This is a genomic window from Nocardia pseudobrasiliensis NBRC 108224, assembly GCF_001613105.1.
Classification (GTDB): Bacteria; Actinomycetota; Actinomycetes; order Mycobacteriales; family Mycobacteriaceae; genus Nocardia; species Nocardia pseudobrasiliensis.
In genome coordinates this window covers 12,077-35,242 of sequence record NZ_BDBS01000003.1, presented here as the reverse complement: position 1 = coordinate 35,242, position 23,166 = coordinate 12,077, and the positions used below count along the sequence as shown (strand labels likewise).

The following is a 23,166-nucleotide window of genomic DNA, read 5'->3' as shown; positions in this document are numbered from 1 at the left end:
CGCCGCGGCGATCCGGCCCGAACGCACTAGGAGATGCAACCGGCCTTGGAGATGCATCCCGACTTGGAGATGCAGCCGTCCTTGGACGATGACGAGGAATTCGCCGCCACCCACCTGTCCCAATTCGAATCCTGGGCGAGAATCTTGATCACGTCGTTCATGGAGCATCCTCCGATCGAAGCGAACCTACGACTTCGAGAGTAAAGGAGGAGTAAAGCGCTCGCCAAGGGTATGAGCTAGGTCACATCAGCCGATCGCGCCGGAGTTGGCGGCGACCACACCCGTGGCGACCAAGCCGATCAGGATGATGCCGACGATGATTCGGTAGTAGACGAAGGGTGCGAAGCCGCGCGTGGACACATAGCGCAGGAACCAGGCGATGACCCCGTAGCCGACGGCGAAGGCGACCACGGTCGCCAGAATCGTCGGACCCCAGTCGGGGGAGTGACCCTCCTCGCCGATCTTGGTGAGTTCCAGCAGTCCGGACGCGAGGACGGCCGGGATGGCGAGCAGGAACGAGTAGCGGGCCGCGGCCTCGCGGGTGTAGCCCAGGGCGAGGCCCGCGCTGATGGTTCCGCCGGACCGGGACACACCCGGGATGAGCGCGAGCGCCTGGGCGAAGCCGTAGCAGAGCGCATCGCGCAGGTTCAGCTCGTTGAGGGGTTTGCTGTTGCGCGCGGTGCGATCGGCGAGTCCCAGGATCAGGCCGAAGACGATCAGGGTGACGCCGATGATGCGCAGATCCCGGAACGCGGTCTCGATGGTGTCCTGCAACGCCACGCCGAGCAGGGCGATCGGCAGGGTGCCCGCGATGACGAACCAGCCCAGGCGGGCCTGCGGATCCTTGCGCAGTTCGGGCCGGAACAGCGAGAGCGTCCAGGTTTTGATGATGGCCGCGATGTCGTTGCGGAAGTAGATCAGCACCGCGGTCTCGGTGCCCAGCTGGGTGACCGCGGTGAAGGCCGCGCCGGGATCGGGCCAGCCCAGGGCCGCGGAGGTCAACCGCAGGTGCGCGCTCGACGAGATCGGCAGGAATTCCGTCAATCCCTGCACCAGCCCCAGTACCAGGGCATGCCACCAGCCGATCACTCCACAACCTTTCCTTGTGCCAACCGATTCCGACCGCGAATCGTATCGGCACGGGCGCGGGGTTCGTCCCTCGGCCGCTACAGCGCGCGAGATGCCAACTGCCGCAGGCGATCGCCGTGGGCCAGCAGTACGCGCAGGGCGGCGTCGTCGATACCGCGCAGCGCGGTCAGATCCAGCAGCACGGTATCGGCCGGGCGCAGGGTGACGGCCATGGTGAGCGCGTCGTGCAGCCGAAATGCGTTGGTGGAGTCCAGGGTTCCGATGACCGCGATGATCGGCGCGCCGCCGCGCGGGAGTTCGGTGACGATGGTGACCGCGGTCTGCACACCGGGATGCTATCGGGCGCGCGGCGGGTGGGACAGCCGGATATTCGGGTCGCTCGCGGCCGTGGCGGGCGACTCGCGATCGACCACCCGAATCTGTTGATAGCTGTCTATTCGCTAATCTAGGTCGAATTGACCGACTCGCCCGGCAGAGGAGACGCCTCGGATGCGGAATCTACGTGGTGGTATCGGCTCTTTGGCAATGGTCGCCGCGCTGGCGGCCATGTTTCCGGTCGTGGAGGCCGGAACCGCCGGTGCGGAAACTCCGGGGATGCTGATCTCGGAATCGGCGCAGCCGGACAGCTTCCACGACATACCCGGCGGTTCGGCGGTCAGCTACTGGACCACCGACTCGAGCGGGGCGCCGCGCCCGGCCAGCGGTGCGCTGTTCGTCCCCGCGGGCGACGCGCCGGTGGGCGGCTGGCCGATCGTGGCCTTCGATCACGGCACGACCGGGCTCGGGCAGGGCTGCGGCGGTAAATCCGATCCGTCGACCTATCCGCGCACGGTCTATATCGCCGAGGAGGACATCCTGATGCGGCATCTGGTGTCGCTCGGATTCGCGGTGGTCGCGCCCGACTATCTCGGGCTGGGTCTGTTCGATACCGGGCCGCATCCGTATCTCGAGCTGAAGACCGAGGCGGCGGCGACCATCGATATGGTCCGGGCCGTGCGCTCGGCGCGGCCGGAGTTGTCGCGGACCTGGTCGGTGCTGGGGCTGTCGCAGGGCGGGCAGGCCGCACTGGGCACCGGGTGGACGCAGTCGCGCGTGGCTCCCGAACTCGATTTCCGCGGGACCGTCGCGGTGGATCCGGAATCCGATATCGAGAAGGCGCTGCCTTTGGCGGGACCCGGCTTTCCCGCGGTGCCCGGTATGGAAGGGCTCACCGGATATTTCGCCGATATTCTGGGCGGACTGCGCGCCGCGCGTCCCGATGTCGACGTGAACGGATATCTGAGTCCGCGCGGGCGTGCGCTGCTGGATCAGGCGTCCACGCTGTGCCAGCCCGCGATCGATGCCGCCGTGCGCGGGGTCGGGGTCGGGGAGGTGTTGTCGAAACCATTGTCCGACAGCGTCATCCGGGACGCGCTGCGGTCGTATATGACCGTGCCGACCAGTGGATACAATGCGCCGATCCTACTGTTCCTCAATGCCACCGACACCGACGTGCCCGCGCCGCTGCACGGTGCGCTGGTGACCCAGTTCGCGGCCAACGGCGTCGATTTCCGGGTGGTTCCCGGCGCGGGGCGACATGTGCAGTTCAATCCGGCGATGTGGGCCGCGCTGGACGCGTTTCTGGCCGGGGCCCGCTAGAGCGAGGCGGGGAATTCGCCGGTCTTGGTGAGATATTCGGCGATATCGGCCAATTTGATATTGGTGTGCTGACTGGCACGGACGAGCAGAGTGAATGCCTGATCGGAGGTGAGCCGGTGGCGTTCCATGAGAATGCCCTTGGCCTGACCGATCATGTCGCGCGTGTCGATCGCCTGGGACAGCTGTGCCAGTTGCTGAGCGTCGGCCATGGCGACGGCGGCGTGGGTGGCGAACAGCAGTCCCACACGCTCGGAATCAGGGGTGAATGCCTCTGCGGCGTGGGAATAGAGATTCAGTGCGCCGAGATCGTTGTCCGCGACCCATAGCTGGAACGACAGCATGCTGCCGATGCCCAATTGGGCGGCGCGGGCGGCGAACCGCGGCCAGCGCTGCTCGCAGGCGGTATTCGGCATCGAGACGGTGTGTTTCTCGTAGAGCGCGTCCACGCAGGGGCCCTGACCGAATTCGATCTGCGCCCGGTCCACCTCGCGGACCAGTTCGGCCGAGGCGAACGGCGTGCTCATGGCCCGGCGGGCCTGGACGACCGACAAACCCGCGTATGCGGCCCCCGGCACCGTATGCACCGCGGACTCGACAATGCTCTGCAGCGTATCCTCGACGTTCACCTGTTCCTGCAGATGACGTGCCAGATCACCCAGTCGTGCGGCCAGATCCGACGTCGTGGTGAACTCGGTCGGCCCGTTCGAAGTCATATCCCACGTCCTCGGAGAAGCGCTACCGTGTCCGTTCTCTCCGAGACTACCCGCCACGGTGCCGACCGCTCCGATGGGCGTATCGTTTTTAATTCTCCTGACCCACAGCGTATTTCGCGGATAATCCGGTCAGCGCACCGGATCGGATTCCAGCGATCGGCCGAGGTCGAGGTATTCGGCGCGGGACAGCGATACGCTCTGGCCGCGCCGGTACCCGGTCGGCGCGATGCGGTTGTCCGGGCGCAGGATCCGGAGCTGACCGTGATTCTCCTCGAGGAGAATGCGTGCGATGCGATTGTCGCGGAACAGGTGTTGGACGGTGACCGGGGCCACGTAGACCTGACCGGCGGTCAAGGGGTGCAGGCCGACCAGGTCGTTGTCGTTGTGGCAGACGAATATGCTCAGCTGGCGTGACCACATCCGCAGGCCGAACTCGTCGAATTCGGCTTCCTCGACGATCACGGTGTGCGAGATGCCTTCCCGGGTCCGGTGACACCAATCCAGCAATTCCTCGGCATTGCGGGCGAGGGTCCAGCCGAACTGGACGATGCCGATATCGTCGGTCCAGTACTCCTCGGCCACCCGGCGATAGTCGCCGGAGTTGTAGAGGGCGATGTAGTCGTCGAACCGTGCCTGATCCACCGGTACCACCTCTCTCGTCATTCCGATAGTTCCACTATTGGCTGGACCGATCGGTTAGTCAACCGAGTGGTACTACAATATTCGTCACACTGGTTAACCGGCCGCTAATGAATATTCGGATGCATGAGCTGGCCGGGGATGCCAGGATCCGCGCGATGAATCGTGAACAGATCTCCGCGCTGGCGCATACGGACCATCCGATCGCGGGCCCGATCGGGGACGAATCGGTGCGGCGGCTGCTGCGGCGCGCGATCGTGCGCGGCGACGAACAGGTGCTGGACCTCGGCTGCGGCGGCGGGGAATGGTTGCTGCGGGCGCTGGCGGCGTATCCGGCGCTGCGGGCCGAGGGCGTCGATATCGCCGACTCGGCGTTGGCGACGGCGCGCGCGAATGCGCGGCGGCTCGGGGTCGAGGATCGGCTGACGCTATATCGTTGCGACGCCGCGGGATTCGCGGCCGAGCGGACCTTCGATCTCGTGCTCAGTGTCGGGGCGGTCCACGTTTTCGGCGGTCTGACCCAGACCCTCGCGGCCGCGCGAGCGCATCTCGCCCCGGGCGGGCGGGTTCTGGTCGGTCATGGTTTCTGGGAGCGCGAACCGTCGGCCGAGGCGGTCGAGTTGCTCGGCGAGCTCGATGATCTGGCCGCCACGGTGGACCGGGTGGTGGCCGACGGATGGACGCCCGTGTACGGGTATATCAGCACGCGGGCCGAGCTCGATGAATACGAATGGTCCTGGACGGGGTCGCTGGCCGAATGGGCGCTCGATCATTTCGGGGATTCCGACGGTCGCGAGGCCTTCGCGGCCGCGGCGACGCATCGGCACCAGTGGGTGCGCGGGTATCGGGAATCGTTCGGCTTCGTCTGTCTCGTACTGCGGGCGACGCCGGATTGGGAGTGATACCCGTCACAGAGCGAGGCGAGCTCACCGCCGATCCTTGCGTGTCGCATGCCGCGAGATCCGGTCGGATCCGGCCGGCGGCTGCGGGGACGTGAAGCTCGAACTTGTGCGGCGGATCAATCGAATCGGCGACACTCTGGTCGGCTGCCCGTTGAAAAATTCGGCCGCGCGTATGTCCGACCGACGCGCGTCGCGCCTTCGAGCGAATTCATAGCTATTCCTGAGTGATAGATTGCGTCAATTCGTGTGATGTCTCATCGAGGAGCACAACATGCGTGTGATCGGAATATCGAAGTCGCTCGGGCGTGTGGCGGTGGTGGCAGTCGTCGCGGCGACTCTCGCGGCCTCGGCGGGAACGGTGTGGGCCGAACCGAATTCGCAGGTTCCCGTGCAGCCGGTGCTGCCGTTCCCGATACCCCCGCTGCCGCCGGAACTGGATCCCGGGTTCTACCAACCCGATCCGGCCGTCGTGGCGGCGAAACAGCCCGGTGAGATCATCGCCGCCCGCGAGGTGCATCTGTCGCTGTACTCGGTGCTGCCCTACAACATCGACGCCTGGCAGCTGTCGTTCCGCTCCACCAATACTCGCGGCGAACCGATCGCCGCGGTCACGACCGTGGCCAAACCGCGCGGCGGGAACAACGGGCTGCCGCGGAATCTGCTGTCCTATCAGTTCGCGATCGACTCGAGCGCCCGATACTGCTCACCGTCCTATGAACTGCAATTGGCGTCGGTGCCGCCGAATATCACGGGCGCACTGAACATTCCGGTCGAGTTCATCAATGCCATCACCGGGCTCGGACTGGGCTGGGCGCTGAACATGCCCGACTACGACGCCACCTACATGGCCTTCGGCGCGGGCCCGCTCAATGCCCGCATCACCCTCGACAGCATTCGCGCCGCGGAGAATTTCGACCTGCTCGGACTCGACGGCGTGCGGACCAAGGTCGGTCTGGTCGGCTATTCCGGCGGCGCCATCGCCACCGGGCACAGCGCCGAGCTGAAGGCTTCCTACGCACCGGAGTTGAATGTCGTCGGTGTGGTCGAGGGCGGTATCCCGGTGGATCTGGTGCGCATGATCGATATGGCTAGCAACAATGTGGCATCTGGGCTGCTGCTCTCGGGCATGCTGGCCGCCGCGCGCGAATATCCGGATTTGCAGACCTATTACGACCAGCACATGAACGGCTTCGGCAAGGCCATGGCCGTGGTCAAACAACCGTTCTGCCTGTGGGGTGCGGCCGTACTGCCGTTCGTAAACCTGCGCGGGCTGTTCGATCGGCCCGACGCATTCAGCGATCCCGTGCCCGCCGCGGTCTTCGAACAACTGCGGCTGGGGCATTCGACCCCGGACATGCCGGTATTCATGTTCCAGTCCAATCCGGACTGGATCGTCCCGGTCGGCCCCGTCAACGACCTCTACGCCACCTACTGCAAGGACCCACGGGCTCACGTCGAATACGTCCGCGACAACTTCAGCGAACACTTCTCCCTGCTGCTCATCGCCTGGGCCAAGGAGATCACCTGGCTGAAGGACCGCTTCGACGGCGTCCCGGTCCCCGACGGCTGCGTCTTCCACGACGAGGGCTCCATGGCCCTGGACCAATCCACCTGGCCCGAATGGCTCCGCAAGGTCGTCACCGTCGTCCAGGGCATCTTCCAGTACCCGATCGGCAACTGATACAACGCTTTCATGGCAATTGCGCGACTGGGCGCGATCTCACTCGACAGCGACGATCCGATCGGGCTCGGGCGGTTCTATCGCGAACTGCTCGACCTGACCGTGACCTACGAATCCGAGGAATTGGTGGCGCTGAAAGCGCGCGGGGTCTTCCTCACCATCGAGCGCGTCGAGGAGTTCCGCCCGCCGGACTGGCCGGACAACGAGATTCCCAAGCAACTGCATCTGGATCTGTTCGTCGAGGATCTGGATCGAGCGGAGGCGGAAGCGCTCGCGATCGGAGCGCGAAAGCCCGAGACGCAGCCCGCGCCCGACCGATGGCGAGTGCTGCTGGACCCCTCGGGACATCCGTTCTGCCTGACGATTCCGGCGTCGGCCTGATCCGCTCACCGCGCCCGGAGGCGGCGATCGAGATCGTCGCGGCCCTCGCCCGACAGCTGTTCCAGGGCGATCGGGCGGCCGGTGAGCAGCAGGAGCAGGGCCACGATCGGTCCGCGGATTTCGGGGCCGGAGCCCACGGTCCACTCGGTGTCGGTTGCGGACAAACGGAATTCGCCCAGGCGTCGGCGGGCGCGGAACGGCCAGCCCATGGCCCATACGCGGGTCGCGGCGACGGCGGCGTCCGGTGGGGGTACCGGTATCGGACGGGTGAGGGGGAGGGCGATGTCCTGAGCGTGAACGATGGTGTCGAAGAGGATGTTTCGCACATTCGTCGCCGCGGGCAGGGTGCGGGTCGGTGCGCTCTCGCGCAGTTCGGTCAGCAGATCCGCCTCGGGGCGGCGGGCGTAGTCGCGGGTGAGGGCGTCGATCATCGCGTTGTAGCGGCCGCCTGCACGCGCGAGGGCGCGCACCGTCGGCCACAGCGCCAGCGGGTGGGTCGCGAGAACGATATGCGCGACCACCTCGCGCACGCGCCAGCCCACGCACAGTGACGGGGTCTCCCACTCCTCGACGCTCAGGCCGGACAGCACATCCGCGAGCGCGCGGCGCTGTGCCTCGATGACTCGCCACGCGCGTTCCTCGTCGAAGTCCATCGGTCGCCTCCGCTACGATTTAAGTCAGCCTCTCTGACTAATTTAATCAGCTTCTCTGACTAGCCACAAGGAGTGCCCGTGACCGAGAACGAGCTGAATGTCGGAGTGCTGATGTTCATTCCGTATCGCGCGATGGAGAACCGGGTCTTCGCCGCGCTGGCCGCGGGCGGGTTCGGTGATATCACGCTCGCGCAGGCCAGGCTGCTGGCCCGGATCGGGCCGCGGGGCACCCGGCTCACCGATCTGGCCGAACAGTCGCAGGTGACCAAGCAGACCGCGGGTTTTCTCGTCGATCAGCTCGAACGCACGCGATACGTCGAGCGGGCGCCCGATCCGACCGACGGTCGCGCCCGGCTGATCCGGCTGTCCGAGCGCGGTCGGCGCGGGGTCGAGATCGCCAATGCCGAGGCCGCGCGGGTGCAGGCCGAATGGGGCGAACATCTGGGCGCGCGGCAGATGGGTCAGCTGCGCACGATCTTGAACCGGCTGCGGGAGATCACCGATCCGTACGCCTGATTATTTTGCGTCCCAATAGCATTCCACGATCGCCGTGGTGAACGGGAAGCGCACGGGGGTGGGCCCGAAGGCCAGCCGGGCCGCGGTTTCGGAGGCGGACACGATCGCCGCGGCGATCGTGTCCGCCTCCTCCTCGGGGCAGTGCACGATCACCTCGTCGTGCTGGAAGAACACCATCTCGGCGCGAAGTCCCCGCTGCGCCATGGTGCTGCGCAGTGCGGCCAGGACCAGCAGCGCCCAGTCCGCGGCGCTGCCCTGCACCACGAAATTGCGGGTGAAGCGCCCCCGGGCCCGGGCCGCGGAGGTGCTGCCATAACCGGTGGGCGCTTCGGAATCCTCCTCGGGCGCACCCGCCGACACCGGCGGACAGGTCCGGCCCAGCCAGGTGCGCACCAACCGGCCCTCCTCGCCCGCGCGCGCCGCCTCGTCGACGTAGGCGATCGCGGCGGGGAATCGGCGGCGCAGTTCGGCCATATGGGTGAGCGCGTCGCCGGAGGTCTGCCCGTAGATCGCGCCCAGCATGCCGAGTTTGGCCTGGGCGCGATCGCCGCCGAACACCTGGGCCGCCAGATCCGCGTATAAATCGTCGCTGCGCCCGGCGACCTGCATCAGGCCCGGATCGCGCGAAATCGCCGCCAGCACGCGCGGTTCCATCTGCGCGGCATCGGCGACCACCAGCCGCCAGCCGGGGTCCGCGCGCACCGCGCGCCGGATCACCTTGGGAATCTGCAGCGCCCCACCGCCATTGGTTGTCCAGCGGCCGGAAACCGTTCCGCCGGGCAGATATTCGGGCCGAAACCGCCCCTCGTGCACCCACTGCTCGAGCCAGGACCAACCATTGGCGGTGTAGAGCCGATACAGCGACTTGTAGGCCAGCAGCGGCGCGACCGCGGGGTGATCGATGCGCTGCAATTCCCATTTGCGGGTGGAGGACAACTGGATTCCGGCGCGATTGAAAGCCCGGATGATCTCGTTGGGCAGATCGGGACGCACCCGTGCGCCGAAGGCCCGCGACACCTCGTCGGCCAGTTCGGCCATCCGGCGCGGTTCCCCGCCGCCGGGGAAGCGCTCGCCCAGCAGCTCGTCCAGCACCGCGCGGTGCACGTCGGCGTGCCAGGGGATGCCCGTGCGCGACAGCTCCGCGGCCACCAGCATGCCCGCCGATTCGGCGGCCAGCAGCAACCGCATCCGATCGGGATGCTCGGCCCTCGCGGTGCGGGTCAACTGTCCGGCGTAGACCTCGAGCAGGGCGGTGAACTCATCGATACCCGACGGCAGCGGCACCGGACCGGATTCGAACAGCGACGGCTGGGTCTCTGCGGAACGAATCGGCGCGTCGGGTGGAACGGGCAGCCCGCGCAGCCGCGCCCACGCGGCCGCCAGCGAACGGGCTTGGCCCGCTTGCCCTTCCTCGTGCCCGATGAGCAGCGCCTCGGCGGCCTCCACGTCGTAGCAGCGTTCGACCCGCACTCCGGCCGCCAGCAGATGCCGGTAGATCTCTGCGGTGGATCGCCAGACCCAGCGCTCGACCTCGGGCCGCGCCGCGACGGCCGCGGTGAGCGAGGGCTCGTGCAGCACCGGGCCCGCGGGGCGGCCGTCGGGGTCGAGGGGACACAGGCATGCGCCACCGTCGCTCGTCCGCGCCACCGCCCATCTCATGGGCAGAGTCTCGCACCGAGGGGTGACAACCTCGGTGATCGATCGGCTCCCAGCCCCGGCGCGGCGCGCGTTCGGCGATGCGGCGGGAGAAGATGTGCACCAGCCGCGTGGACGGCACCAGCGCGATGAGCGGCATGCCGATCACGGCGTGGATCTGATACGAGGTCGGCACGTCGAGCATGAGCGTGCCGTCGGCCACCCATGTAGGCACGGGGCCCGCGCGACCCGCTGGAGAACACGCCCGGGATCGCGGGGCGGTTGCTCCTACACTGGGCCGGTGGCACAGCGATGGTGGCGGGACCTGGCCCCGGCGGCCGGATCGTTCGTCATGGCCACCGGAATCATTTCGATCGGATTGCATCTCACCGATTTCGAGGTGTTGTCGGTGCTGTGGCTGGTGCTCGCGGCCGGGGCCTGGCTGGTGCTCGCCGCGGACTTCACCGTGCGTTTGCTGAGTGATCAGGATCGCTGGCGCAGCGAGGCGGACACCCCGCCCGCGCTGACGGCCGTCGCCGCGACCACCGTGCTGGGCACTCGCCTCGCGCTACTCGGCTGGTCGGTGCTCGCGGTATTCGCGCTGGTGATCGCGGTTGCGGTGTGGCCGCTGCTGCTGGCCTTCGTGATTCGGCGCTGGGGTGCGCGCATGCCCGGCGCGGCGTTTCTTGTGTGCGTCTCGACTCAGGGCATCGCGGTGCTGTCGGCGACGCTGGCCGCGCGCGATCACGCGTCCTGGCTGGACTGGGTGGGGCTGGTGTTCTGGTGCGGCGGGCTGGTGCTGTGCGGGTTGGCGTTCGGCCATTTCGATCTGCGGCAGGTGTGGACCGGTCGCGGTGATCAGTGGGTCGCGGCGGGCGCGCTGGCGATTTCGGCGCTGGCGGGTGCGGAACTGCTCGGGGCGCACTGGACCGGGACCGCACATCACGTACTGCGCGTTCTCACGCTGATCCTGTTGGCGCTCAACCTGATCGGCTATGTGATCCTGCTGCTGGCCGAATTCGCCCGGCCCCGGCCCGATTACGACATCCGGCGCTGGGCGACGGTCTTCCCGCTCGGAATGACCGCGGTGGCGGTCTACACCACCGCGGGAGTCATCGATGTACCCGGCCTGTCGGCGCTGGGCCGGATTCTGTTGTTCGTGGCCGTGGCCGCGTGGCTCTACACCCTGGTCGCACTGCTGCGCGCGCGGATTCGGGTCGGGCGGGTCTGAATTCCGGTCGAAATGAGATCGAACTTCCGCCGGTGGCAAACGAACCCGTATCGTAGAACCGGGCCGGGGATCTGTTGTTCGTTCGCACAAGGGATTCGATCATGATTCGCGTGTCCGCACCCATCCTTCTCGCCGCCGCCGCGGGGCTGCTCATCGCATTGGCTCCCGCGGCCGCCGCGGATGTTACGAGTCTGACGGCCGATCCCGGGCTCAGTTGGGGGCCGTCGAGCAGGTATGGGACGTCGTGCTCCTATCAGCTGACCGCGGCCACCAATACCGGCGCGAAGGTGTCGTTCTACGACTTCACCGAGGCGGCGACCTTCGCGCCGAGCAATTACGTCGATTCGGTCAACGGAGTCGCGACCGTGCGTTGGACGCCGACGCGGCCGGGGGCGCATCGGATCGTGGCGTATCAGACCTCCGCCGGTGGGCCGGAGATCACATTGCAGGTCGGGACCGGGATCAATGCCGGTTCGGCCTGTCTCGTGCTGCCCTGATCAGCGGCGAAACGGGTTGCGCCGCCGGGGTTTCGGCGGAGGCGCTCCGGTGTGCGCGGCGAAGGCGGCGGCATCGGCGGCCGTTGTCGTCTTCGGGTGGTCGCGGGCCCAGGCGATGAAATCGGCGGTGAACGTCGCGCCGCGGGCGTGCGCCAGCAGCGGATAACGGCGCGCGACCTCTCCGGCGCGCTTGTGCAGCAGGGCATGGGCGGTGGCGGTGAGGTCGCCGGGATCGAAACCCGGCGGCGGCGGACCGCCCGCCACGAGTGCGCGTACCAGGGCCCGCTGCTGTTCGGCGAGGGTGGGTTCGCTCATCGCGTCGCCAGGGAAGTGGGCGCGGGGCGGCCCGCGGCGGCGGCCAGCGCGTCGAGTTCGGCGAGCAGTTCGGCCGCGGACGGATAGTTGTCGTCGCGTTCGAGCATGAGCGGAACGGGATGGCGCGCAACGAAATCGGAGACCAGCGCGAGCACCTCGGCGGGCACCGGATCGGCGTGGGTGTCGTGATAGCGGCCGCCGGATTCGCGGCCGCCCGCCACATGGCAGTAGGCGATGCGTTCGGCGGGCAGGCGGCTGAGCTCGGCGAGCGGATCGCGGTCGCGATTGCGCGCGTTGGCGTAGACATTGGCGATATCGATCAGCAGATACACCCCCGTGCGGTCCACCAGTTCGCTCAGGAACTCCGCCTCGGTGAATTCGGCGGTGGGCCAGTCGAACAGCGCCGCGATATTCTCCACCGCCAGCGGCACGTCCAGTTCGGCCCGGGTGCGGGAGATGTTGTGCGCCAGGGCCTCGAGCGCCTCGTGGGTGCGGGGCACCGGCAACAGATGTCCGGCCTCGACTCCGCCCGCGCGCACGAACGCGATGTGCTCGCTCACCAGCGGGGCCCGCACGGCGCGCGCGGCCGCGGCGAGATGGGCGACGCGCTGCGGCTGCACCGGCTCCGCGCCGCCGAGCGACAGTGAAACACCGTGCGGCACCACGGGTATGCCGCGCTCGCGCAGCGCCGTCAGCTCAGGCGGCGGCGTCACCTCGGTCGTGCCCCGGCGTCGACGCGAGGGCAGTGTCTCGGCGATCACCTCGCAGAATCCGAGCCCGTCCAGATCGGCGACGAATCCGCAGATCTCGCGCCGCCAGCCGATGCCGAGCGCCGCTCGCGGCAGCGGTGACTCAACCACCGCAACCCCCGCCACAGCCGCCGCCGCAACCGCCACCACCGCAACTGCTCCCGCTGCAACTGCTTCCGCTGTCGCCGCTGGAACAGCTGTCGCCCGAGGAGATGTCCGAACCGCCGGAGACCGGGGCCATGGCGCCCGTCGCGGAGGCCAGGGCGGGATCCAGCGACCAGATCGCCGCGGCTCCGAACAGCGCGGCCGCCATGGCCGCGCTCGCGGGGCCGTAGGTCGCGAAGGCCGGGGCGTTCGACGGCCGTAGATGGCTGTTGCGCAGGTTCGCCTCCCGCAGCGCGGCCTTACCCGCCGGGGTGAGCCGGGCCGGTCGGATCACCGGAATGGTGAGGACCAGCAGCGCGATCACCAGAAAGATCAGAAATCCCACCGATCGGCCGTTGGCCAGTCCCGCGACGATCCGCGCGAGGCCGATCGCGAAAACCACCACCGCCGGAAGCGCGGCCAGCAGCAGCGTCAACTGCTGCTCGGGCCCGGACAGCAGGCCGCGTTCCACCAGCCGCTGCCGCAGCCGCGCCAGCGCCGGGGCGACGGCGACGCCCAGGCTCGCGACATCGCGGCGGCCGGGCGTGTTCAACCGATCGTAGAGCGCCTTGACCAGCGGATCCGCGGCCGGACCCGGTGGGCGGCACGGATTTCCGGCCGAGTCGATCATTTGTCCGCTGCGTAGTTCCGCCAGCCCGGCCAGGACCGCGCGGCGATCGTCGAACAGCATCGCCGTCTCCACCGGATTGAGCCAGATCTCGACCCGCTCGCTCGACGTCCTGGTCGCCCGCGCCCGCAGTACGAAACCCGTACACAGGGCGAACACCGCGAGCAGCACATAGATCAGCAGGAAATCCGGTCCGGCGATACCCCAGGTATCGGCCGACAGAACGGTCGCGGCGGGAGTGACCCGATCACGCATGGCACTCCACCTCGGAATAGCCCGATAACGAACGAGATCAGTATCGCACCTCGGCTGTGAAGGGCCGATGAAAGCCGCGTGAACCAGCGGACCGAACACCACGAAACCGCCGAGATATTCACCGCCGCATAGGGTGGGGCGTATGCCTTGGTAGTCCCCGATGTCGGGATGCTACGGTTCAGGCCGGAAATAGCGGACGATAGCCCTGGGTACCACGCGTTTCGGCCTCGGCACTATCGACTACGAAGGGAATCATCATGGCCCGCAAGGTCGTTGTCGAACTCGTCGATGATTTCGACGGCAAATCACCCGCCGAGGAGACGGTGTCGTTCGCGCTCGACGGCGTCGAATACGAGATCGATCTGTCGATGCTGAACGCGGGGCGGCTGCGCGAGATCTTCGAACCGTGGGCCCAGCAGGGTCGTAAGGTCGGCCGCAGCCGCGTGGCCGCCCCGGCCCGCCCGGCCGCCGCCCGCGAGCAGACCGCCGCCATTCGCGCCTGGGCGCGCAAGAACGGTTACGACGTCTCCGATCGCGGCCGCATCCAGGCCGATGTGGTCGCCGCCTACGAGAAGGCCAGCGCCTAGTCCGCACGCCGCCCCGCGCCCCGCCCGGAGTCGATTTCCGGCGGGGCGCGTTCGTGTCGTGTTGGGGCGCACGCGGATTCGAGCGGGCCTCAGGCGGTGCCCAGCCCGGCGTCGACCGCGTCGCACAATCGGGAGAACAGCGGCAGCGGTGGGGCGACGGTCGGGCGCGCGCCCTCGGCGGATCCGCGTGGGGGGATGAAGGTTTCGACCAGTTCGATCGCCGCCGCGATGCGTTTGGCGTCGTCGGCGGTAGCGTCTTCGCGCAGCGTCGGCAGTTCCTGCACCTCCTCGGAGGCCAGATGCATCGACACCATATCCGCGAACGCCTCGAATCGGCGGCCGAATTCCGGATGCCTCACACCGAGCTCGTAGAGTTCGGCGAGGGTGTCGAGCACCTGCTTCTCCTCACACAGGCGCGCGTCGGTGCATTCGACGCCGGAGCGGTCGGCGGCCGAATGCACCAGCGATTCCTCGACACTCTCGTGCGCGGCGATCAGCCGGACCAATTCGGCGAACGACGTCTCCGGATCACCGCTCGCGCGTACCTCCGCGAGCAGACCCTCGATTCGCCGATGCTGTCGCTCGAGTAAGTCCGCGGCGTTGTCTGCGGCCCGGGCCACAATGACCACCCCTTTCCGCTTATACCGAACCAGCTTGCTCGGGGATTACCCGACCGATCGGCTCGACAATCGTCCGGGGGCCGACGAATCCGTCAACACGGCTTATTGGGGGCATCGTCGCGCATTACGCTGACGCTCATGACGTGGCGATTCGGGGCAGTGGGCGTTTTGGCGGCGATCGCGGTGGCCGGATCGGCGACGGCCGCGTCGGCGACCCCGGCGACCGGTGTGAGCGGGGTCATCCTCGCGCAGTACACCTTCGGCGGCATCGACTACATCCTGCGCGAGATCACCATCGCCCCGGGCGGATCCACCGGCTGGCACTACCACGACGGCACCCTCTACGCGGCCGTCCGCTCCGGACATCTGTCGCACTACGATTCGACCTGCGGCTCCGACGGCGAACACCCCACCGGCGATCTGTTCACCGAGCGCCCCAACTACATTCACATCGGCCGCAACGAGGCCGCCGATCCACTGATCCTGGATGTGCTCTACGTCCTGCCCACCGGCAGCCCGCTGGCCGAGGACGCCCCGGCCCCGGGCTGCTCGTAGCGATGCGGGGTGCGCACGGTCAGCCCGGTCGCGGCCGCCGGTTCACCGATTGCGCGGGATCGTCGGAGTTCGTCACACCTGTGACCGTAGAGCCTCACGCCGCGTGAGGTGCAAGGCCGGGGCGGGAGTGTGGGTTATGGTCTCCCGTGACGAGGTCCCGCACGCTGAGCAGTTGTTTCTACGGGAGGAGATCTGTCATGTACCAGTGGGGTGTTCGTTCGGCCCGTGTCGCCGCGGGCCTGATGACCGCGGCCGCTCTGACCGTCGGCCCGGCCGGTTTCGCGAGTGCCGATGTGCCGGGAACGGGCGCGGTGCAAATGGATTGGCAGCAGGCGATGCAGCGGCTACGCGTCGCGGCGGCGGGGAATCCGGCCGCCGTGCAGGCCGTCGATCGGTTGATCGCCGCGGGTCGCACCGCGCTGACCGCTCCGATCGCCCTGCCCGCGCAGCCGTTCCAGATTCCGGCGCAGTCCGATATCGGCCGCGGCGACGGGCCGGGGGTGTACGGGTCCGGAATCGCGCTCGGGCTGGACGGATTCCGGTTCGGATTCTTCGGCGGGCCGGGCACCATCGCGCCGAATCAGGGTGGGGCGCGGTTGCAGGTGGTGTGGATCAATCTGTCCAATGGGCGCAGCGCCACCGATGATCTGGTGGAACACAATGACGTGCCGGTGGATACGACGATCCGCACCCGGGTGCTCGATACCGGGCCGGGCATGATCGTGGCCGCGGTGTACGGCAGCCTGTGGCATCGCTGGCCGGTGCCGGTCAGCGACGCCAATCCCGATGGTTACCAATATCAGTTGGGCACGATCAGCGTTCCGTCGTTCGGAGCGGTGTACAACTGAGCCGCCCGGCGGCCAGCTGGGTGGTGACGGTCGCGACCCGCCGTCCCAGGTGACGGCAGGTCGCGATATCGGAGCCGTGCACACCCTCGGGCGGTAGATCGGTATCGGTCTGCGCGCCCGCGCCGAGGAAGAACGCCAGCCGGTTGAGATCGTCCTTACTCGAGGTGGTGCTGTTCCAGCCCGCGACCAGGCCCAGGTTCACCCAGTGCATGTGATGCTGGGAGGCCAGTACGGCCAGTGACATCAGCGTGTGCAGTTTGTCCCCGGCCATACCACCGGAGTTGCTGAATCCGGCGGCCACCTTGTCCCGCCACGTGCCCAGCACACAGCGCGACGAGGTGGCCTCGGCGAAGATCTTGAACGCCGCCGAGACGTCGCCCATATAGGTCGGGCTGCCGAAGATGATGGCGTCGGCGGAATCGAGTGTGTCCCAATCGTCGTCGGTGATCCGGTCCACCGCGATGACGTCGGCGGCCGCGTCGATGTCGCGAGCGCCCGCGGCGACGGCCTCGGCGAGGACGGCCGTGTGGCCGTATCCGGAGTGGTGGGCGATGGCGATTCGTGGGGGAGCGGGGTATTCGTCGGTCACCCTTCGAGCCTCGCCGCGGGGTGGGCGTCGCGTCCAATACCTGCGTTCATAACCTTGTGGAATGGATATCGACACGCGGTTGCTGCGCGCGTTCGTCGCCGTCGCCGAGGAGGGGCATCTGACGCGCGCGGCGGCGCGGCTGTATCTGTCGCAGCCCGCGCTGACCAAGCAGATCCGGCAGTTGGAGCGGCTGCTCGAGGTCGAGTTGTTCGTGCGGTCGCGGGCCGGGATGACGTTGACCGAACCCGGTGCGGTGCTGGCCGAGCAGGCGCCCGAGCTGCTGGCGGACTGGGATCGGATGCTGCGCGCTGCCAAGGGCAGTGCGAGCCGGGCCGCGCGGGTGTTGCGGATCGGCTTTCTGGCCAGTGCCGCCAATGAATTCACACCCGAGATCGTTGCGGCGTTTCGCGAGCGGGAGCCGATGTGGCGGGTGGATATGCGCCAGTTCGGCTGGACCGATCCGAGCGCGGGCCTCGCGGCCGGGGAGGTCGATCTGGCCCTGGTGCGACTGCCGTTTCCGGGACAGGACGACTATCGGGTGCGCGAACTGTTCACCGAATCGCGCTGGCTCGCACTGCCCGCCGCGCATCGCCTCGCGGGGCGGGAGGTCCTCGAATTCGAGGAGCTGTGGGACGAACCGTTCGTCGCGTCGCCGCCGGAGAACGGGCCGTGGCGCGATTTCTGGATCGGCGCGGACGAACGGCCCGCGCAGACGGCCGTGATCGGGGCCATCGCCCACAACACCGACGAATGGCTGACCGCGATCGCCAATGGATTCGGCATGAGTTTCACCCCCGAATCCTCGGCCCGCTACTACCCGCGCCCGGGCATCGCCTATCGCCCGGTGCGCGGGATCGGACCCAGCCGGGTCGCGATCGCCTGGCCGGGCTCCTCGGAGCCGAATGCGGTGGTGCGCGAATTCATTCGATGTTGTGTGCGGATGTGTTCCGCTCCAGGGCAGAGCTCAGTTTGAGTAGAAACCGGCCCAGATGCGGATCGGTGTCGGGCAGGCCGTAGGGATCGATATCCCACCACGCGCCGCCGTCGAATTCGTTCGGAGCCAGTGGATAGTCGCGGGTCCGGTCGCCGCGGATGACGTACCACAGCGAGATGTCGATATGCGCGACGCTGTCGGTCACGTCGATCATGGTGAGAAACAGCGGCCGCTCGCCGACCACGGTGAACTCGGCGGATATGCCGAGCTCCTCGACGGTTTCGCGGCGGGCGGCCGCGCCGGGACGCTCATCCGGTTCGACATGACCGCCGGTCGGCAGATGCAGTCCGGACTCGAGATGTCTGCCCAGATACACCCCGCGCCGATCCGGATCGACGAGGACCGCGTAGACGGCCAGATGCGGTGAAGGCGTTGCGGGTTCGACGCGGCGGAAGATGTCATCGGTATCGGCGAGCCAGGCCAGCGCCTGATCGATGTGATGACGCTCCAGCCCGTCCAGCGGCACGATGCCGCGCACGATATCGGAGACTGCGAGGGTGGCGGGTCCCATGAGCGCCGACTGTAGCGGCGAGGACCGACAGGAATGCTTGCCCTGGAGTGCGCTCCAGGTTCTAATCTCGACGTCATGCGGCTGAGCTTCGGCATCAAAACCACTCCCGCCCATGTCGATTACGCGGATATCGTCCGAGTGTGGCAGGAGGCCGACGAGATCGAGGAGATCGAGCACGCCTGGCTCTACGACCATCTGTTGCCGCGTGTCGGACCGGGGCCGATTCAGGAATCGGAGCTGGCCGGGCCGGTCTACGAGGGCTGGACGCTGCTGGCCGCGCTCGCGGCGCAGACGCGGCGACTGCGACTCGGATTGATGGTGACCAACAACAGGATTCGACGCCCCGCGGTGCTGGCCAAGATGGCCGCCACCGTGGACGTCATCTCCGGCGGACGCTTGGAATTCGGCCTCGGTATCGGCGGCTTCCCGCGCCGTGACCCGCGATTCGAAACGATGGTCGCACCCGAGTACAAGGCCTATGGGATCGAACCGCGCCCCTGGACCGAGGCCGTCGCGGACTTCGCCGAATCCTGCGAGATCATCCGCCGCCTCTGGACCGAGGAGGTATTCGACTACACCGGCCGCCACCACCGCCTCCGCGCCGCCCGCTGCAACCCCAAACCGGTCCAGCGCCCGCATCCCCCGTTCCTCGTGGCGGGAGCCGGGCAGGCGACCCTCGGACTGGTCGCCGACCACGCCGACATCTGGAATGTCATCGGCCCGCCGGTCAATCCGATCGAGGCCCTGCGCCGCCACAGCACGACCCTGGACGAACTATGTATCGCCCGCGGCCGCGATCCCCGCGAGATCACCCGCTCGGCCCAGATCGTCATCACCTACGACAACCCGGACAGCACCCGAAACACCCTCCGACAGTTGGCAACCGCAGGCTTCACCCACCTGGTCCTGAGCCTGCCGAGCCCCTACCCGCGCGACGTCGCCCACTGGGTGGCCGACGAGCTGATCATCCCGGTGCGGCGGACGCTCGACGGTCTGCCTCCCCGCTGATGTCGGCGGTTGGCGGTACCTTGAGCGGCATGCCCGTTTTGTCGCGTCGTCGTATGGTGGCGGTGCTGGTCGCTGCCGGTTTGTCTGTGGGGGTCGTGGCGCCCTCGGCGAATGCCGGGGGTGCGTTGAACGGCGTGGAGTTGATCGATCCTGCCAATTCATTCGCTTCCGCCGCTATGGCGATCGAAATCGGTTACACCACAACGGATCAGCGTGGTGCGCCCGCGTCGGCGTCGGGGGGACTGTATCTGCCGAAGGGGTTGCCGCCGGTGGGCGGGTGGCCGCTGGTGGTGTGGGCGCACGGGACCGTGGGGATCGGGGATTCGTGTGCGCCGTCGCGGCGGCCGCAGTCCGAGCGCAACAGTGTGTATTTCAATCGCATCCTCGACAGCGGCTATGCCGTGCTCGCGCCGGACTATCAGGGTTTGGGTACGCCGGGGCAGTTCAGTTATTACAACACCGCGGTCGAGGGGGCCTCGATTCTCGACGCGGTCGCCGCGGTTCGCGCGACGCCGGTTCCGCTGTCGCACGACTGGGTGGTCATCGGTCAGTCCGAGGGCGCGCACGCGGCGATGAGCGCGGCGGCGCTGTCCGCCGGGCACGGGGCGGCCGAGGGGCTGCGCGGTGTGATCGCGACCGGGCTGCGCACCGATCCGCCGCGCAGTCTGCGGGAGATGTTCCGCGTCGATTCCACCGGATCCGCCAATCAGGTCGGCTACGCCGGGTACTACCTGGCGGCCCTGGCCGAACTGCATCCCGAGCGGGTCACACCCTATCTGTCCGATTTCGGTCGCGACTATGTGGAAAGCGCTGCCACCCAATGCCTTTCGGATCTGGTGGCCCGCGCGGGCGGCCGCCGCCCGGAGGCCCTGGTCGCCGATCCGGCCGATCCGACGCCGACCTTCGAATCCGATATCGCCGCCCTCACCGGATATCGCGAGAACGGTTTCACCACCGATATCGCCCTCGGCTACGGCACCGCCGATATCGACGTGCCACCGGACGAGACCGACGCCTATGCCAGCGCCCTACAGGATATGAATCCGGGGATCCGCGTCACGGTCGATCAGTATCCCGGTAAGGATCACAGCGGCGCGTTCGTCGCCTCGCTCCCGAACGCCCTGGCGTTCCTGCGAACTCATCTGCGTTAGTTGTCAGTGCCGATACAGCGTCGGCTCGATGGTCAACTGGAATGCCGATGTGTCGATTCGCACAGGGGTCAGCGCGGTCGGAGTGAGATCACCCGACACCGCATTCGGGCCGTCGAAATAGCAGTGCCCGTTCGGATTGACCACCAGGGTCTTTCCGTTCGCCTCGGGAATGCGCACCCGCGCCGCGCCGCGCAGTTCGACCGCGGTGCCCGCGGGGATCGGCACCCGCTCGTGCGCCCAGGGCGCGAGGTAGGGATGTGCGGTGATCGTCGTGGTCGAGGCGGTGTCGACATCGTCGAGGGCCGGGACCTGGATCGGTGACCAGACCGGGGTGAGATTGTGGCCCGGGTCGACTCCGGCGCCGTTGGGCGGCTGGGCGTAATCGGGTGTGAGGGCCGCGGCGTGGGCGGGGGCCGCGGTGAGCAGACCCAGTCCCGCGAGAATTCCGACGAGGGCGATCTTCATAGCGCAATCCTGGACCGCGAGCCGGAACTCGCGACCGTTTGCGCTCGAGTAGATCGGAAAAGCTTCCGTATGTAACGTTATCGACCGGCAAAGCCGAAATGCGTGGTAGCGGAATGTTCACGCGTCAACCGTCTTCGCCGTTGTTATCGAGTCACATCAGGATGTAGGCGATGAAGAAAGTTTTCATCGGATTGTTCGGGCGGCGCCGTCGGCGCCGATCGCCCGCCTCGCTTCCGGCGGGGCTGAGGGTATCGAATCCGTTGCAGCACACGGTGATCACCGTGCGCACCTGCCGTGGCGTCACGACGCCGGGGTATCGGGGCCGCGCGGACGTGTAGCCCGTGCCGCATCGGGTATGACCTCCGGCACAGTTCGCCGAATCCGAGGGCCGTCCGATGAAACTTCCCCTGTTCGCCTCCGCGCCGGTCGAATCCGTTGTCGATTGGATCGCCGGACAGGTGAAACAGCTGGTGCCCGAGGCGGATATGGACAACCGCGATCCGGAGTTCATCGCCCGCGTGCTCGGCCCGTCGTGGCAGCTGGCGCGGCTGTACTTCCGCCCGGAGGTGCGCGGGCTGGACCGGATCCCGGCCTCGGGCCCGGTTCTGCTGGTGGGTAACCATTCCGGCGGCAACACCTCACCCGAGGTGCTGGTGACCGCGCTGGCATTCGCGCGGCATTTCGGGCCGCGGCGGCCGTTCTACCAATTGGCCCACAATCTGGTGATGCTCGTGCCGGTCCTCGGGCCGGTGCTGGGCAAATGGGGCACGATCGCGGCCACCCCGGATTCGGCCCGGGCCGCATTGCGCAGCGGCGCGGTGGTTCTCGTCTATCCCGGCGGCGACTGGGAGGTGCATCGGCCCGCGTGGGAGGGCGATCGGATCGACTTCGCGGGCCGCACCGGATTCCTGCGGCTCGCGTGGCAGGAGCGGGTACCGATCGTGCCGATGGTCAATTACGGTGCGCACCAGAATCATCTGATCCTCACCCGCGGGGATCGGCTGGCCCGCCTGCTGCGGCTGGATCGAATGCTGCGGCTGAAGGTGTTCCCGATCTCGCTGGCCGCGCCGTGGGGGCTCAATATCAGCGATCTCGCCGGACATCTGCCGCTGCCGACCAAGGTGACCATCGAATTCCTCGAACCGATCGATCTGCGCGCCGAACTCGGCCCCGAACTGGATCTGTCACGGGCCTACGAGTACATCACCGGCCTCATGCAGCGCACGCTGTCGCGGCTGGCCGACGAGGCCGACCTGCCGATCATCGGTTGACGCATCCCACGCACGAATAGTTTGTGCGTTAACTGTTGGCGCGTTAAGCTCTGGGGCGTGGAGATCGAAGATCCGTTGCGGCTGGACCGACAGGTGTGTTTCGCGCTCGCGGTCGCCAACCGATCGGTGCTCGCGGTCTATCGGCCGCTGTTGGAACCGCTCGGGTTGACCCATCCGCAGTATCTGGTGATGCTCGCGCTGTGGGGTGAGGCGCCGATGTCGGTGAAGGCGATCGCCGAGGCGATTCAGCTGGATTCGCCGACGCTGTCGCCGCTGCTCAAACGGCTCGAGGCCGCGGGGCTCATCACCCGCCGGCGCGACGAGCACGATGAGCGCACCCTGCTGATCGACCTCACCGCGGCCGGTTGGGCGTTGCGCCGGGAGGCGGAGAAGATTCCGCCGGCGGTGGTGCGGGCGCTCGGGGTGGGTCTGGCGGATCTCGAGGAGTTGCGCGAGGTGCTCACCCGCGTGAACGAGGCGGCCCGGCGGGCGCCGGTAAGTAGGGAGAACCGATGACGCGACAGACGCCCAATCCCGTTCAGCGCCTGCGCTACATCTGCGGGGCCACCCTGCCGCCGGAACTGCGCGAGTGGGTGCTCGAGGATCTGACCGGACCGGGCGCGGGCCGACGCTATCTGCTGCGGTTCCTGCTGCCGATGATTCCGGTGCTGTGCCTGTTCCTGCTGGTGCCCGGTCCGCTGTGGATCGGGCTGTCGATGGCGGCGCTGCTCTACATTCCGCTGATCTACTTCACGATCGCGCTGATGTACGTCTACCGCCGCCACCGCCTGGTCAAGCACGAGCTGGATCCCGCGCTGGCCGATGTCACCGAGCGTCGCCGCGCCGCGGCCGAACGCGAGGCCTACGAACTGCGCCACGGCCGCGGCTGAAACCGCCTCGG

Annotated in this window: 31 protein-coding genes and 1 pseudogene; 16 read left to right on the top strand and 16 right to left on the bottom strand. The window is 67.8% G+C overall.

Translation table 11 applies throughout. The annotated features are described in order from the left end of the window. Nucleotides 1–26: 26 nt before the first annotated feature. The 3 genes from NP4_RS42380 to NP4_RS04365 all read right to left on the bottom strand — a co-directional run bounded on the left by NP4_RS42380 (nucleotide 27) and on the right by NP4_RS04365 (nucleotide 1,415). Entirely contained in the window at nucleotides 27–161 is a 135-nt protein-coding gene (locus NP4_RS42380) for a hypothetical protein (RefSeq protein WP_255285389.1), read from the bottom strand. Between the two features lie 85 nt (nucleotides 162–246). Further along, a complete protein-coding gene (locus NP4_RS04370) occupies nucleotides 247–1,086 on the bottom strand; it encodes an undecaprenyl-diphosphate phosphatase (RefSeq protein ID WP_067992535.1) in 840 nt (279 codons plus the stop codon). An 80-nt stretch (nucleotides 1,087–1,166) separates the two neighbouring features. Beyond that, nucleotides 1,167–1,415, bottom strand: coding sequence for an STAS domain-containing protein (locus tag NP4_RS04365; protein WP_062504402.1), 249 nt, complete (start codon nucleotides 1,413–1,415; stop codon nucleotides 1,167–1,169). Nucleotides 1,416–1,578: 163 nt separating this feature from the next. On the opposite strand from NP4_RS04365, the gene NP4_RS04360 reads away from it, so the two are divergent. Continuing rightward, on the top strand, nucleotides 1,579–2,727 hold the full coding sequence (locus tag NP4_RS04360; protein ID WP_067992233.1) for a lipase family protein: 1,149 nt from the start codon (nucleotides 1,579–1,581) through the stop codon (nucleotides 2,725–2,727). Here the strand turns inward: NP4_RS04360 and NP4_RS04355 are convergent. Beyond that, nucleotides 2,724–3,440, bottom strand: coding sequence for a GAF and ANTAR domain-containing protein (locus tag NP4_RS04355; protein WP_067992230.1), 717 nt, complete (start codon nucleotides 3,438–3,440; stop codon nucleotides 2,724–2,726). The genes NP4_RS04360 and NP4_RS04355 overlap by 4 nt on opposite strands. A gap of 129 nt (nucleotides 3,441–3,569) precedes the next feature. Continuing rightward, the gene (locus NP4_RS04350; protein ID WP_147287851.1) at nucleotides 3,570–4,082 is read right to left on the bottom strand and encodes a hypothetical protein; all 513 of its coding nucleotides are present in this window, start codon (nucleotides 4,080–4,082) and stop codon (nucleotides 3,570–3,572) included. Between the two features lie 155 nt (nucleotides 4,083–4,237). On the opposite strand from NP4_RS04350, the gene NP4_RS04345 reads away from it, so the two are divergent. The 3 genes from NP4_RS04345 to NP4_RS04335 all read left to right on the top strand — a co-directional run bounded on the left by NP4_RS04345 (nucleotide 4,238) and on the right by NP4_RS04335 (nucleotide 7,043). Next, complete coding sequence (locus NP4_RS04345) at nucleotides 4,238–4,981, top strand: SAM-dependent methyltransferase (RefSeq protein ID WP_067992532.1); 744 nt, start codon at nucleotides 4,238–4,240, stop codon at nucleotides 4,979–4,981. Between the two features lie 271 nt (nucleotides 4,982–5,252). Then, nucleotides 5,253–6,662 (top strand): lipase family protein, encoded by a 1,410-nt coding sequence (locus tag NP4_RS04340; RefSeq protein ID WP_067992224.1) that lies wholly within the window; start codon nucleotides 5,253–5,255, stop codon nucleotides 6,660–6,662. Nucleotides 6,663–6,674: 12 nt separating this feature from the next. After that, nucleotides 6,675–7,043 carry a VOC family protein gene (locus NP4_RS04335; protein ID WP_067992221.1) on the top strand — a complete coding sequence of 123 codons (369 nt, stop codon included), beginning with the start codon at nucleotides 6,675–6,677 and terminating at the stop codon, nucleotides 7,041–7,043. 5 nt (nucleotides 7,044–7,048) lie between these two features. Here the strand turns inward: NP4_RS04335 and NP4_RS04330 are convergent, their stop codons facing one another. Then, nucleotides 7,049–7,696, bottom strand: coding sequence for a maleylpyruvate isomerase family mycothiol-dependent enzyme (locus tag NP4_RS04330; RefSeq protein ID WP_067992218.1), 648 nt, complete (start codon nucleotides 7,694–7,696; stop codon nucleotides 7,049–7,051). 111 nt (nucleotides 7,697–7,807) lie between these two features. On the opposite strand from NP4_RS04330, the gene NP4_RS04325 reads away from it, so the two are divergent. After that, complete coding sequence (locus NP4_RS04325; RefSeq protein WP_067992530.1) at nucleotides 7,808–8,212, top strand: MarR family winged helix-turn-helix transcriptional regulator; 405 nt, start codon at nucleotides 7,808–7,810, stop codon at nucleotides 8,210–8,212. Here the strand turns inward: NP4_RS04325 and NP4_RS04320 are convergent, their stop codons facing one another. Both NP4_RS04320 and NP4_RS42375 read right to left on the bottom strand, forming a co-directional pair. Beyond that, nucleotides 8,213–9,871, bottom strand: a complete 1,659-nt coding sequence (locus tag NP4_RS04320) for a bifunctional 3'-5' exonuclease/DNA polymerase (RefSeq protein WP_067992215.1) — start codon at nucleotides 9,869–9,871, stop codon at nucleotides 8,213–8,215. It lies immediately after the preceding gene. A gap of 97 nt (nucleotides 9,872–9,968) precedes the next feature. Next, a pseudogene (locus NP4_RS42375) lies at nucleotides 9,969–10,052 on the bottom strand (respiratory nitrate reductase subunit gamma); the annotation flags it as partial. 96 nt (nucleotides 10,053–10,148) lie between these two features. Between NP4_RS42375 and NP4_RS04315 the strand changes: the two are divergent. Further along, nucleotides 10,149–11,078 carry a tellurite resistance/C4-dicarboxylate transporter family protein gene (locus tag NP4_RS04315; RefSeq protein WP_067992212.1) on the top strand — a complete coding sequence of 310 codons (930 nt, stop codon included), beginning with the start codon at nucleotides 10,149–10,151 and terminating at the stop codon, nucleotides 11,076–11,078. 110 nt (nucleotides 11,079–11,188) lie between these two features. Continuing rightward, on the top strand, nucleotides 11,189–11,575 hold the full coding sequence (locus NP4_RS04310; RefSeq protein WP_147287850.1) for a hypothetical protein: 387 nt from the start codon (nucleotides 11,189–11,191) through the stop codon (nucleotides 11,573–11,575). Here NP4_RS04310 and NP4_RS04305 read toward each other — a convergent pair whose 3' ends face one another. Genes NP4_RS04305 through NP4_RS04295 form a run of 3 tightly spaced genes read right to left on the bottom strand, consistent with a single transcriptional unit; the run spans nucleotide 11,576 to nucleotide 13,666 of the window. Further along, on the bottom strand, nucleotides 11,576–11,890 hold the full coding sequence (locus NP4_RS04305) for an SCO6045 C-terminal-like domain-containing protein (RefSeq protein ID WP_067992206.1): 315 nt from the start codon (nucleotides 11,888–11,890) through the stop codon (nucleotides 11,576–11,578). Then, entirely contained in the window at nucleotides 11,887–12,735 is an 849-nt protein-coding gene (locus NP4_RS04300) for an MbnB/TglH/ChrH family RiPP precursor modification enzyme (protein WP_067992528.1), read from the bottom strand. The genes NP4_RS04305 and NP4_RS04300 overlap by 4 nt, the downstream gene beginning before the upstream one ends. 7 nt (nucleotides 12,736–12,742) lie before the next feature. Then, nucleotides 12,743–13,666 (bottom strand): TIGR04222 domain-containing membrane protein, encoded by a 924-nt coding sequence (locus NP4_RS04295; protein WP_067992203.1) that lies wholly within the window; start codon nucleotides 13,664–13,666, stop codon nucleotides 12,743–12,745. A 257-nt stretch (nucleotides 13,667–13,923) separates the two neighbouring features. Here NP4_RS04295 and NP4_RS04290 point away from each other — a divergent pair, with 257 nt between their 5' ends. Further along, nucleotides 13,924–14,253 (top strand): histone-like nucleoid-structuring protein Lsr2, encoded by a 330-nt coding sequence (locus NP4_RS04290; RefSeq protein ID WP_062504429.1) that lies wholly within the window; start codon nucleotides 13,924–13,926, stop codon nucleotides 14,251–14,253. Between the two features lie 89 nt (nucleotides 14,254–14,342). Here NP4_RS04290 and NP4_RS04285 read toward each other — a convergent pair whose 3' ends face one another. Next, the gene (locus tag NP4_RS04285; protein WP_169813650.1) at nucleotides 14,343–14,873 is read right to left on the bottom strand and encodes a hemerythrin domain-containing protein; all 531 of its coding nucleotides are present in this window, start codon (nucleotides 14,871–14,873) and stop codon (nucleotides 14,343–14,345) included. Between the two features lie 138 nt (nucleotides 14,874–15,011). Here NP4_RS04285 and NP4_RS04280 point away from each other — a divergent pair, with 138 nt between their 5' ends. Both NP4_RS04280 and NP4_RS04275 read left to right on the top strand, forming a co-directional pair. Further along, nucleotides 15,012–15,428 (top strand): cupin domain-containing protein, encoded by a 417-nt coding sequence (locus NP4_RS04280; RefSeq protein WP_067992200.1) that lies wholly within the window; start codon nucleotides 15,012–15,014, stop codon nucleotides 15,426–15,428. A 197-nt stretch (nucleotides 15,429–15,625) separates the two neighbouring features. Beyond that, nucleotides 15,626–16,276: a hypothetical protein gene (locus tag NP4_RS04275; RefSeq protein ID WP_067992198.1), complete on the top strand. Its 651-nt coding sequence runs from the start codon at nucleotides 15,626–15,628 to the stop codon at nucleotides 16,274–16,276. On the opposite strand, the gene NP4_RS04270 is transcribed toward NP4_RS04275, so the two are convergent. Further along, nucleotides 16,242–16,865 (bottom strand): flavodoxin family protein, encoded by a 624-nt coding sequence (locus NP4_RS04270; RefSeq protein ID WP_245997121.1) that lies wholly within the window; start codon nucleotides 16,863–16,865, stop codon nucleotides 16,242–16,244. The two genes, NP4_RS04275 and NP4_RS04270, sit on opposite strands and share 35 nt — an antisense overlap. A gap of 61 nt (nucleotides 16,866–16,926) precedes the next feature. On the opposite strand from NP4_RS04270, the gene NP4_RS04265 reads away from it, so the two are divergent. Continuing rightward, entirely contained in the window at nucleotides 16,927–17,838 is a 912-nt protein-coding gene (locus NP4_RS04265; protein ID WP_067992195.1) for a LysR family transcriptional regulator, read from the top strand. Here the strand turns inward: NP4_RS04265 and NP4_RS04260 are convergent. Continuing rightward, nucleotides 17,786–18,370, bottom strand: a complete 585-nt coding sequence (locus tag NP4_RS04260) for an NUDIX domain-containing protein (RefSeq protein WP_067992192.1) — start codon at nucleotides 18,368–18,370, stop codon at nucleotides 17,786–17,788. The genes NP4_RS04265 and NP4_RS04260 overlap by 53 nt on opposite strands. A gap of 75 nt (nucleotides 18,371–18,445) precedes the next feature. Between NP4_RS04260 and NP4_RS04255 the strand changes: the two genes are divergently transcribed. Beyond that, nucleotides 18,446–19,378, top strand: coding sequence for an LLM class flavin-dependent oxidoreductase (locus tag NP4_RS04255; protein WP_067992189.1), 933 nt, complete (start codon nucleotides 18,446–18,448; stop codon nucleotides 19,376–19,378). Between the two features lie 29 nt (nucleotides 19,379–19,407). Next, complete coding sequence (locus NP4_RS04250) at nucleotides 19,408–20,529, top strand: alpha/beta hydrolase family protein (RefSeq protein ID WP_169813649.1); 1,122 nt, start codon at nucleotides 19,408–19,410, stop codon at nucleotides 20,527–20,529. Nucleotides 20,530–20,532: 3 nt separating this feature from the next. Here NP4_RS04250 and NP4_RS04245 read toward each other — a convergent pair whose 3' ends face one another. After that, a complete protein-coding gene (locus NP4_RS04245) occupies nucleotides 20,533–20,994 on the bottom strand; it encodes a hypothetical protein (RefSeq protein WP_067992183.1) in 462 nt (153 codons plus the stop codon). Nucleotides 20,995–21,145: 151 nt separating this feature from the next. Then, the gene (locus NP4_RS40625; RefSeq protein ID WP_156524879.1) at nucleotides 21,146–21,298 is read right to left on the bottom strand and encodes a hypothetical protein; all 153 of its coding nucleotides are present in this window, start codon (nucleotides 21,296–21,298) and stop codon (nucleotides 21,146–21,148) included. A gap of 91 nt (nucleotides 21,299–21,389) precedes the next feature. Here NP4_RS40625 and NP4_RS04240 point away from each other — a divergent pair, with 91 nt between their 5' ends. From NP4_RS04240 to NP4_RS04230, 3 genes are read left to right on the top strand one after another with little or no spacing between them, the layout of a single operon-like run. Continuing rightward, on the top strand, nucleotides 21,390–22,265 hold the full coding sequence (locus NP4_RS04240; protein WP_067992180.1) for a 1-acyl-sn-glycerol-3-phosphate acyltransferase: 876 nt from the start codon (nucleotides 21,390–21,392) through the stop codon (nucleotides 22,263–22,265). Nucleotides 22,266–22,322: 57 nt separating this feature from the next. Next, a complete protein-coding gene (locus tag NP4_RS04235; protein ID WP_067992178.1) occupies nucleotides 22,323–22,781 on the top strand; it encodes a MarR family winged helix-turn-helix transcriptional regulator in 459 nt (152 codons plus the stop codon). Continuing rightward, a complete protein-coding gene (locus NP4_RS04230; protein WP_067992175.1) occupies nucleotides 22,778–23,155 on the top strand; it encodes a DUF5313 family protein in 378 nt (125 codons plus the stop codon). The genes NP4_RS04235 and NP4_RS04230 overlap by 4 nt, the downstream gene beginning before the upstream one ends. The last annotated feature ends 11 nt before the right edge of the window (nucleotides 23,156–23,166 follow it).

What these genes read in the sequence shown, in the direction of transcription:
- NP4_RS42380 (WP_255285389.1), bottom strand. Translation starts at nt 161, where the DNA reads ATGAACGACGTGATCAAGATTCTCGCCCAGGATTCGAATTGGGACAGG.
- NP4_RS04360 (WP_067992233.1), top strand. Translation starts at nt 1,579, where the DNA reads ATGCGGAATCTACGTGGTGGTATCGGCTCTTTGGCAATGGTCGCCGCG.
- NP4_RS04355 (WP_067992230.1), bottom strand. Translation starts at nt 3,440, where the DNA reads ATGACTTCGAACGGGCCGACCGAGTTCACCACGACGTCGGATCTGGCC.
- NP4_RS04345 (WP_067992532.1), top strand. Translation starts at nt 4,238, where the DNA reads ATGAATCGTGAACAGATCTCCGCGCTGGCGCATACGGACCATCCGATC.
- NP4_RS04340 (WP_067992224.1), top strand. Translation starts at nt 5,253, where the DNA reads ATGCGTGTGATCGGAATATCGAAGTCGCTCGGGCGTGTGGCGGTGGTG.
- NP4_RS04335 (WP_067992221.1), top strand. Translation starts at nt 6,675, where the DNA reads ATGGCAATTGCGCGACTGGGCGCGATCTCACTCGACAGCGACGATCCG.
- NP4_RS04330 (WP_067992218.1), bottom strand. Translation starts at nt 7,696, where the DNA reads ATGGACTTCGACGAGGAACGCGCGTGGCGAGTCATCGAGGCACAGCGC.
- NP4_RS04325 (WP_067992530.1), top strand. Translation starts at nt 7,808, where the DNA reads ATGTTCATTCCGTATCGCGCGATGGAGAACCGGGTCTTCGCCGCGCTG.
- NP4_RS04320 (WP_067992215.1), bottom strand. Translation starts at nt 9,871, where the DNA reads ATGAGATGGGCGGTGGCGCGGACGAGCGACGGTGGCGCATGCCTGTGT.
- NP4_RS04305 (WP_067992206.1), bottom strand. Translation starts at nt 11,890, where the DNA reads ATGAGCGAACCCACCCTCGCCGAACAGCAGCGGGCCCTGGTACGCGCA.
- NP4_RS04295 (WP_067992203.1), bottom strand. Translation starts at nt 13,666, where the DNA reads ATGCGTGATCGGGTCACTCCCGCCGCGACCGTTCTGTCGGCCGATACC.
- NP4_RS04290 (WP_062504429.1), top strand. Translation starts at nt 13,924, where the DNA reads ATGGCCCGCAAGGTCGTTGTCGAACTCGTCGATGATTTCGACGGCAAA.
- NP4_RS04280 (WP_067992200.1), top strand. Translation starts at nt 15,012, where the DNA reads ATGACGTGGCGATTCGGGGCAGTGGGCGTTTTGGCGGCGATCGCGGTG.
- NP4_RS04275 (WP_067992198.1), top strand. Translation starts at nt 15,626, where the DNA reads ATGTACCAGTGGGGTGTTCGTTCGGCCCGTGTCGCCGCGGGCCTGATG.
- NP4_RS04265 (WP_067992195.1), top strand. Translation starts at nt 16,927, where the DNA reads ATGGATATCGACACGCGGTTGCTGCGCGCGTTCGTCGCCGTCGCCGAG.
- NP4_RS04260 (WP_067992192.1), bottom strand. Translation starts at nt 18,370, where the DNA reads ATGGGACCCGCCACCCTCGCAGTCTCCGATATCGTGCGCGGCATCGTG.
- NP4_RS04255 (WP_067992189.1), top strand. Translation starts at nt 18,446, where the DNA reads ATGCGGCTGAGCTTCGGCATCAAAACCACTCCCGCCCATGTCGATTAC.
- NP4_RS04250 (WP_169813649.1), top strand. Translation starts at nt 19,408, where the DNA reads ATGCCCGTTTTGTCGCGTCGTCGTATGGTGGCGGTGCTGGTCGCTGCC.
- NP4_RS04245 (WP_067992183.1), bottom strand. Translation starts at nt 20,994, where the DNA reads ATGAAGATCGCCCTCGTCGGAATTCTCGCGGGACTGGGTCTGCTCACC.
- NP4_RS04240 (WP_067992180.1), top strand. Translation starts at nt 21,390, where the DNA reads ATGAAACTTCCCCTGTTCGCCTCCGCGCCGGTCGAATCCGTTGTCGAT.
- NP4_RS04230 (WP_067992175.1), top strand. Translation starts at nt 22,778, where the DNA reads ATGACGCGACAGACGCCCAATCCCGTTCAGCGCCTGCGCTACATCTGC.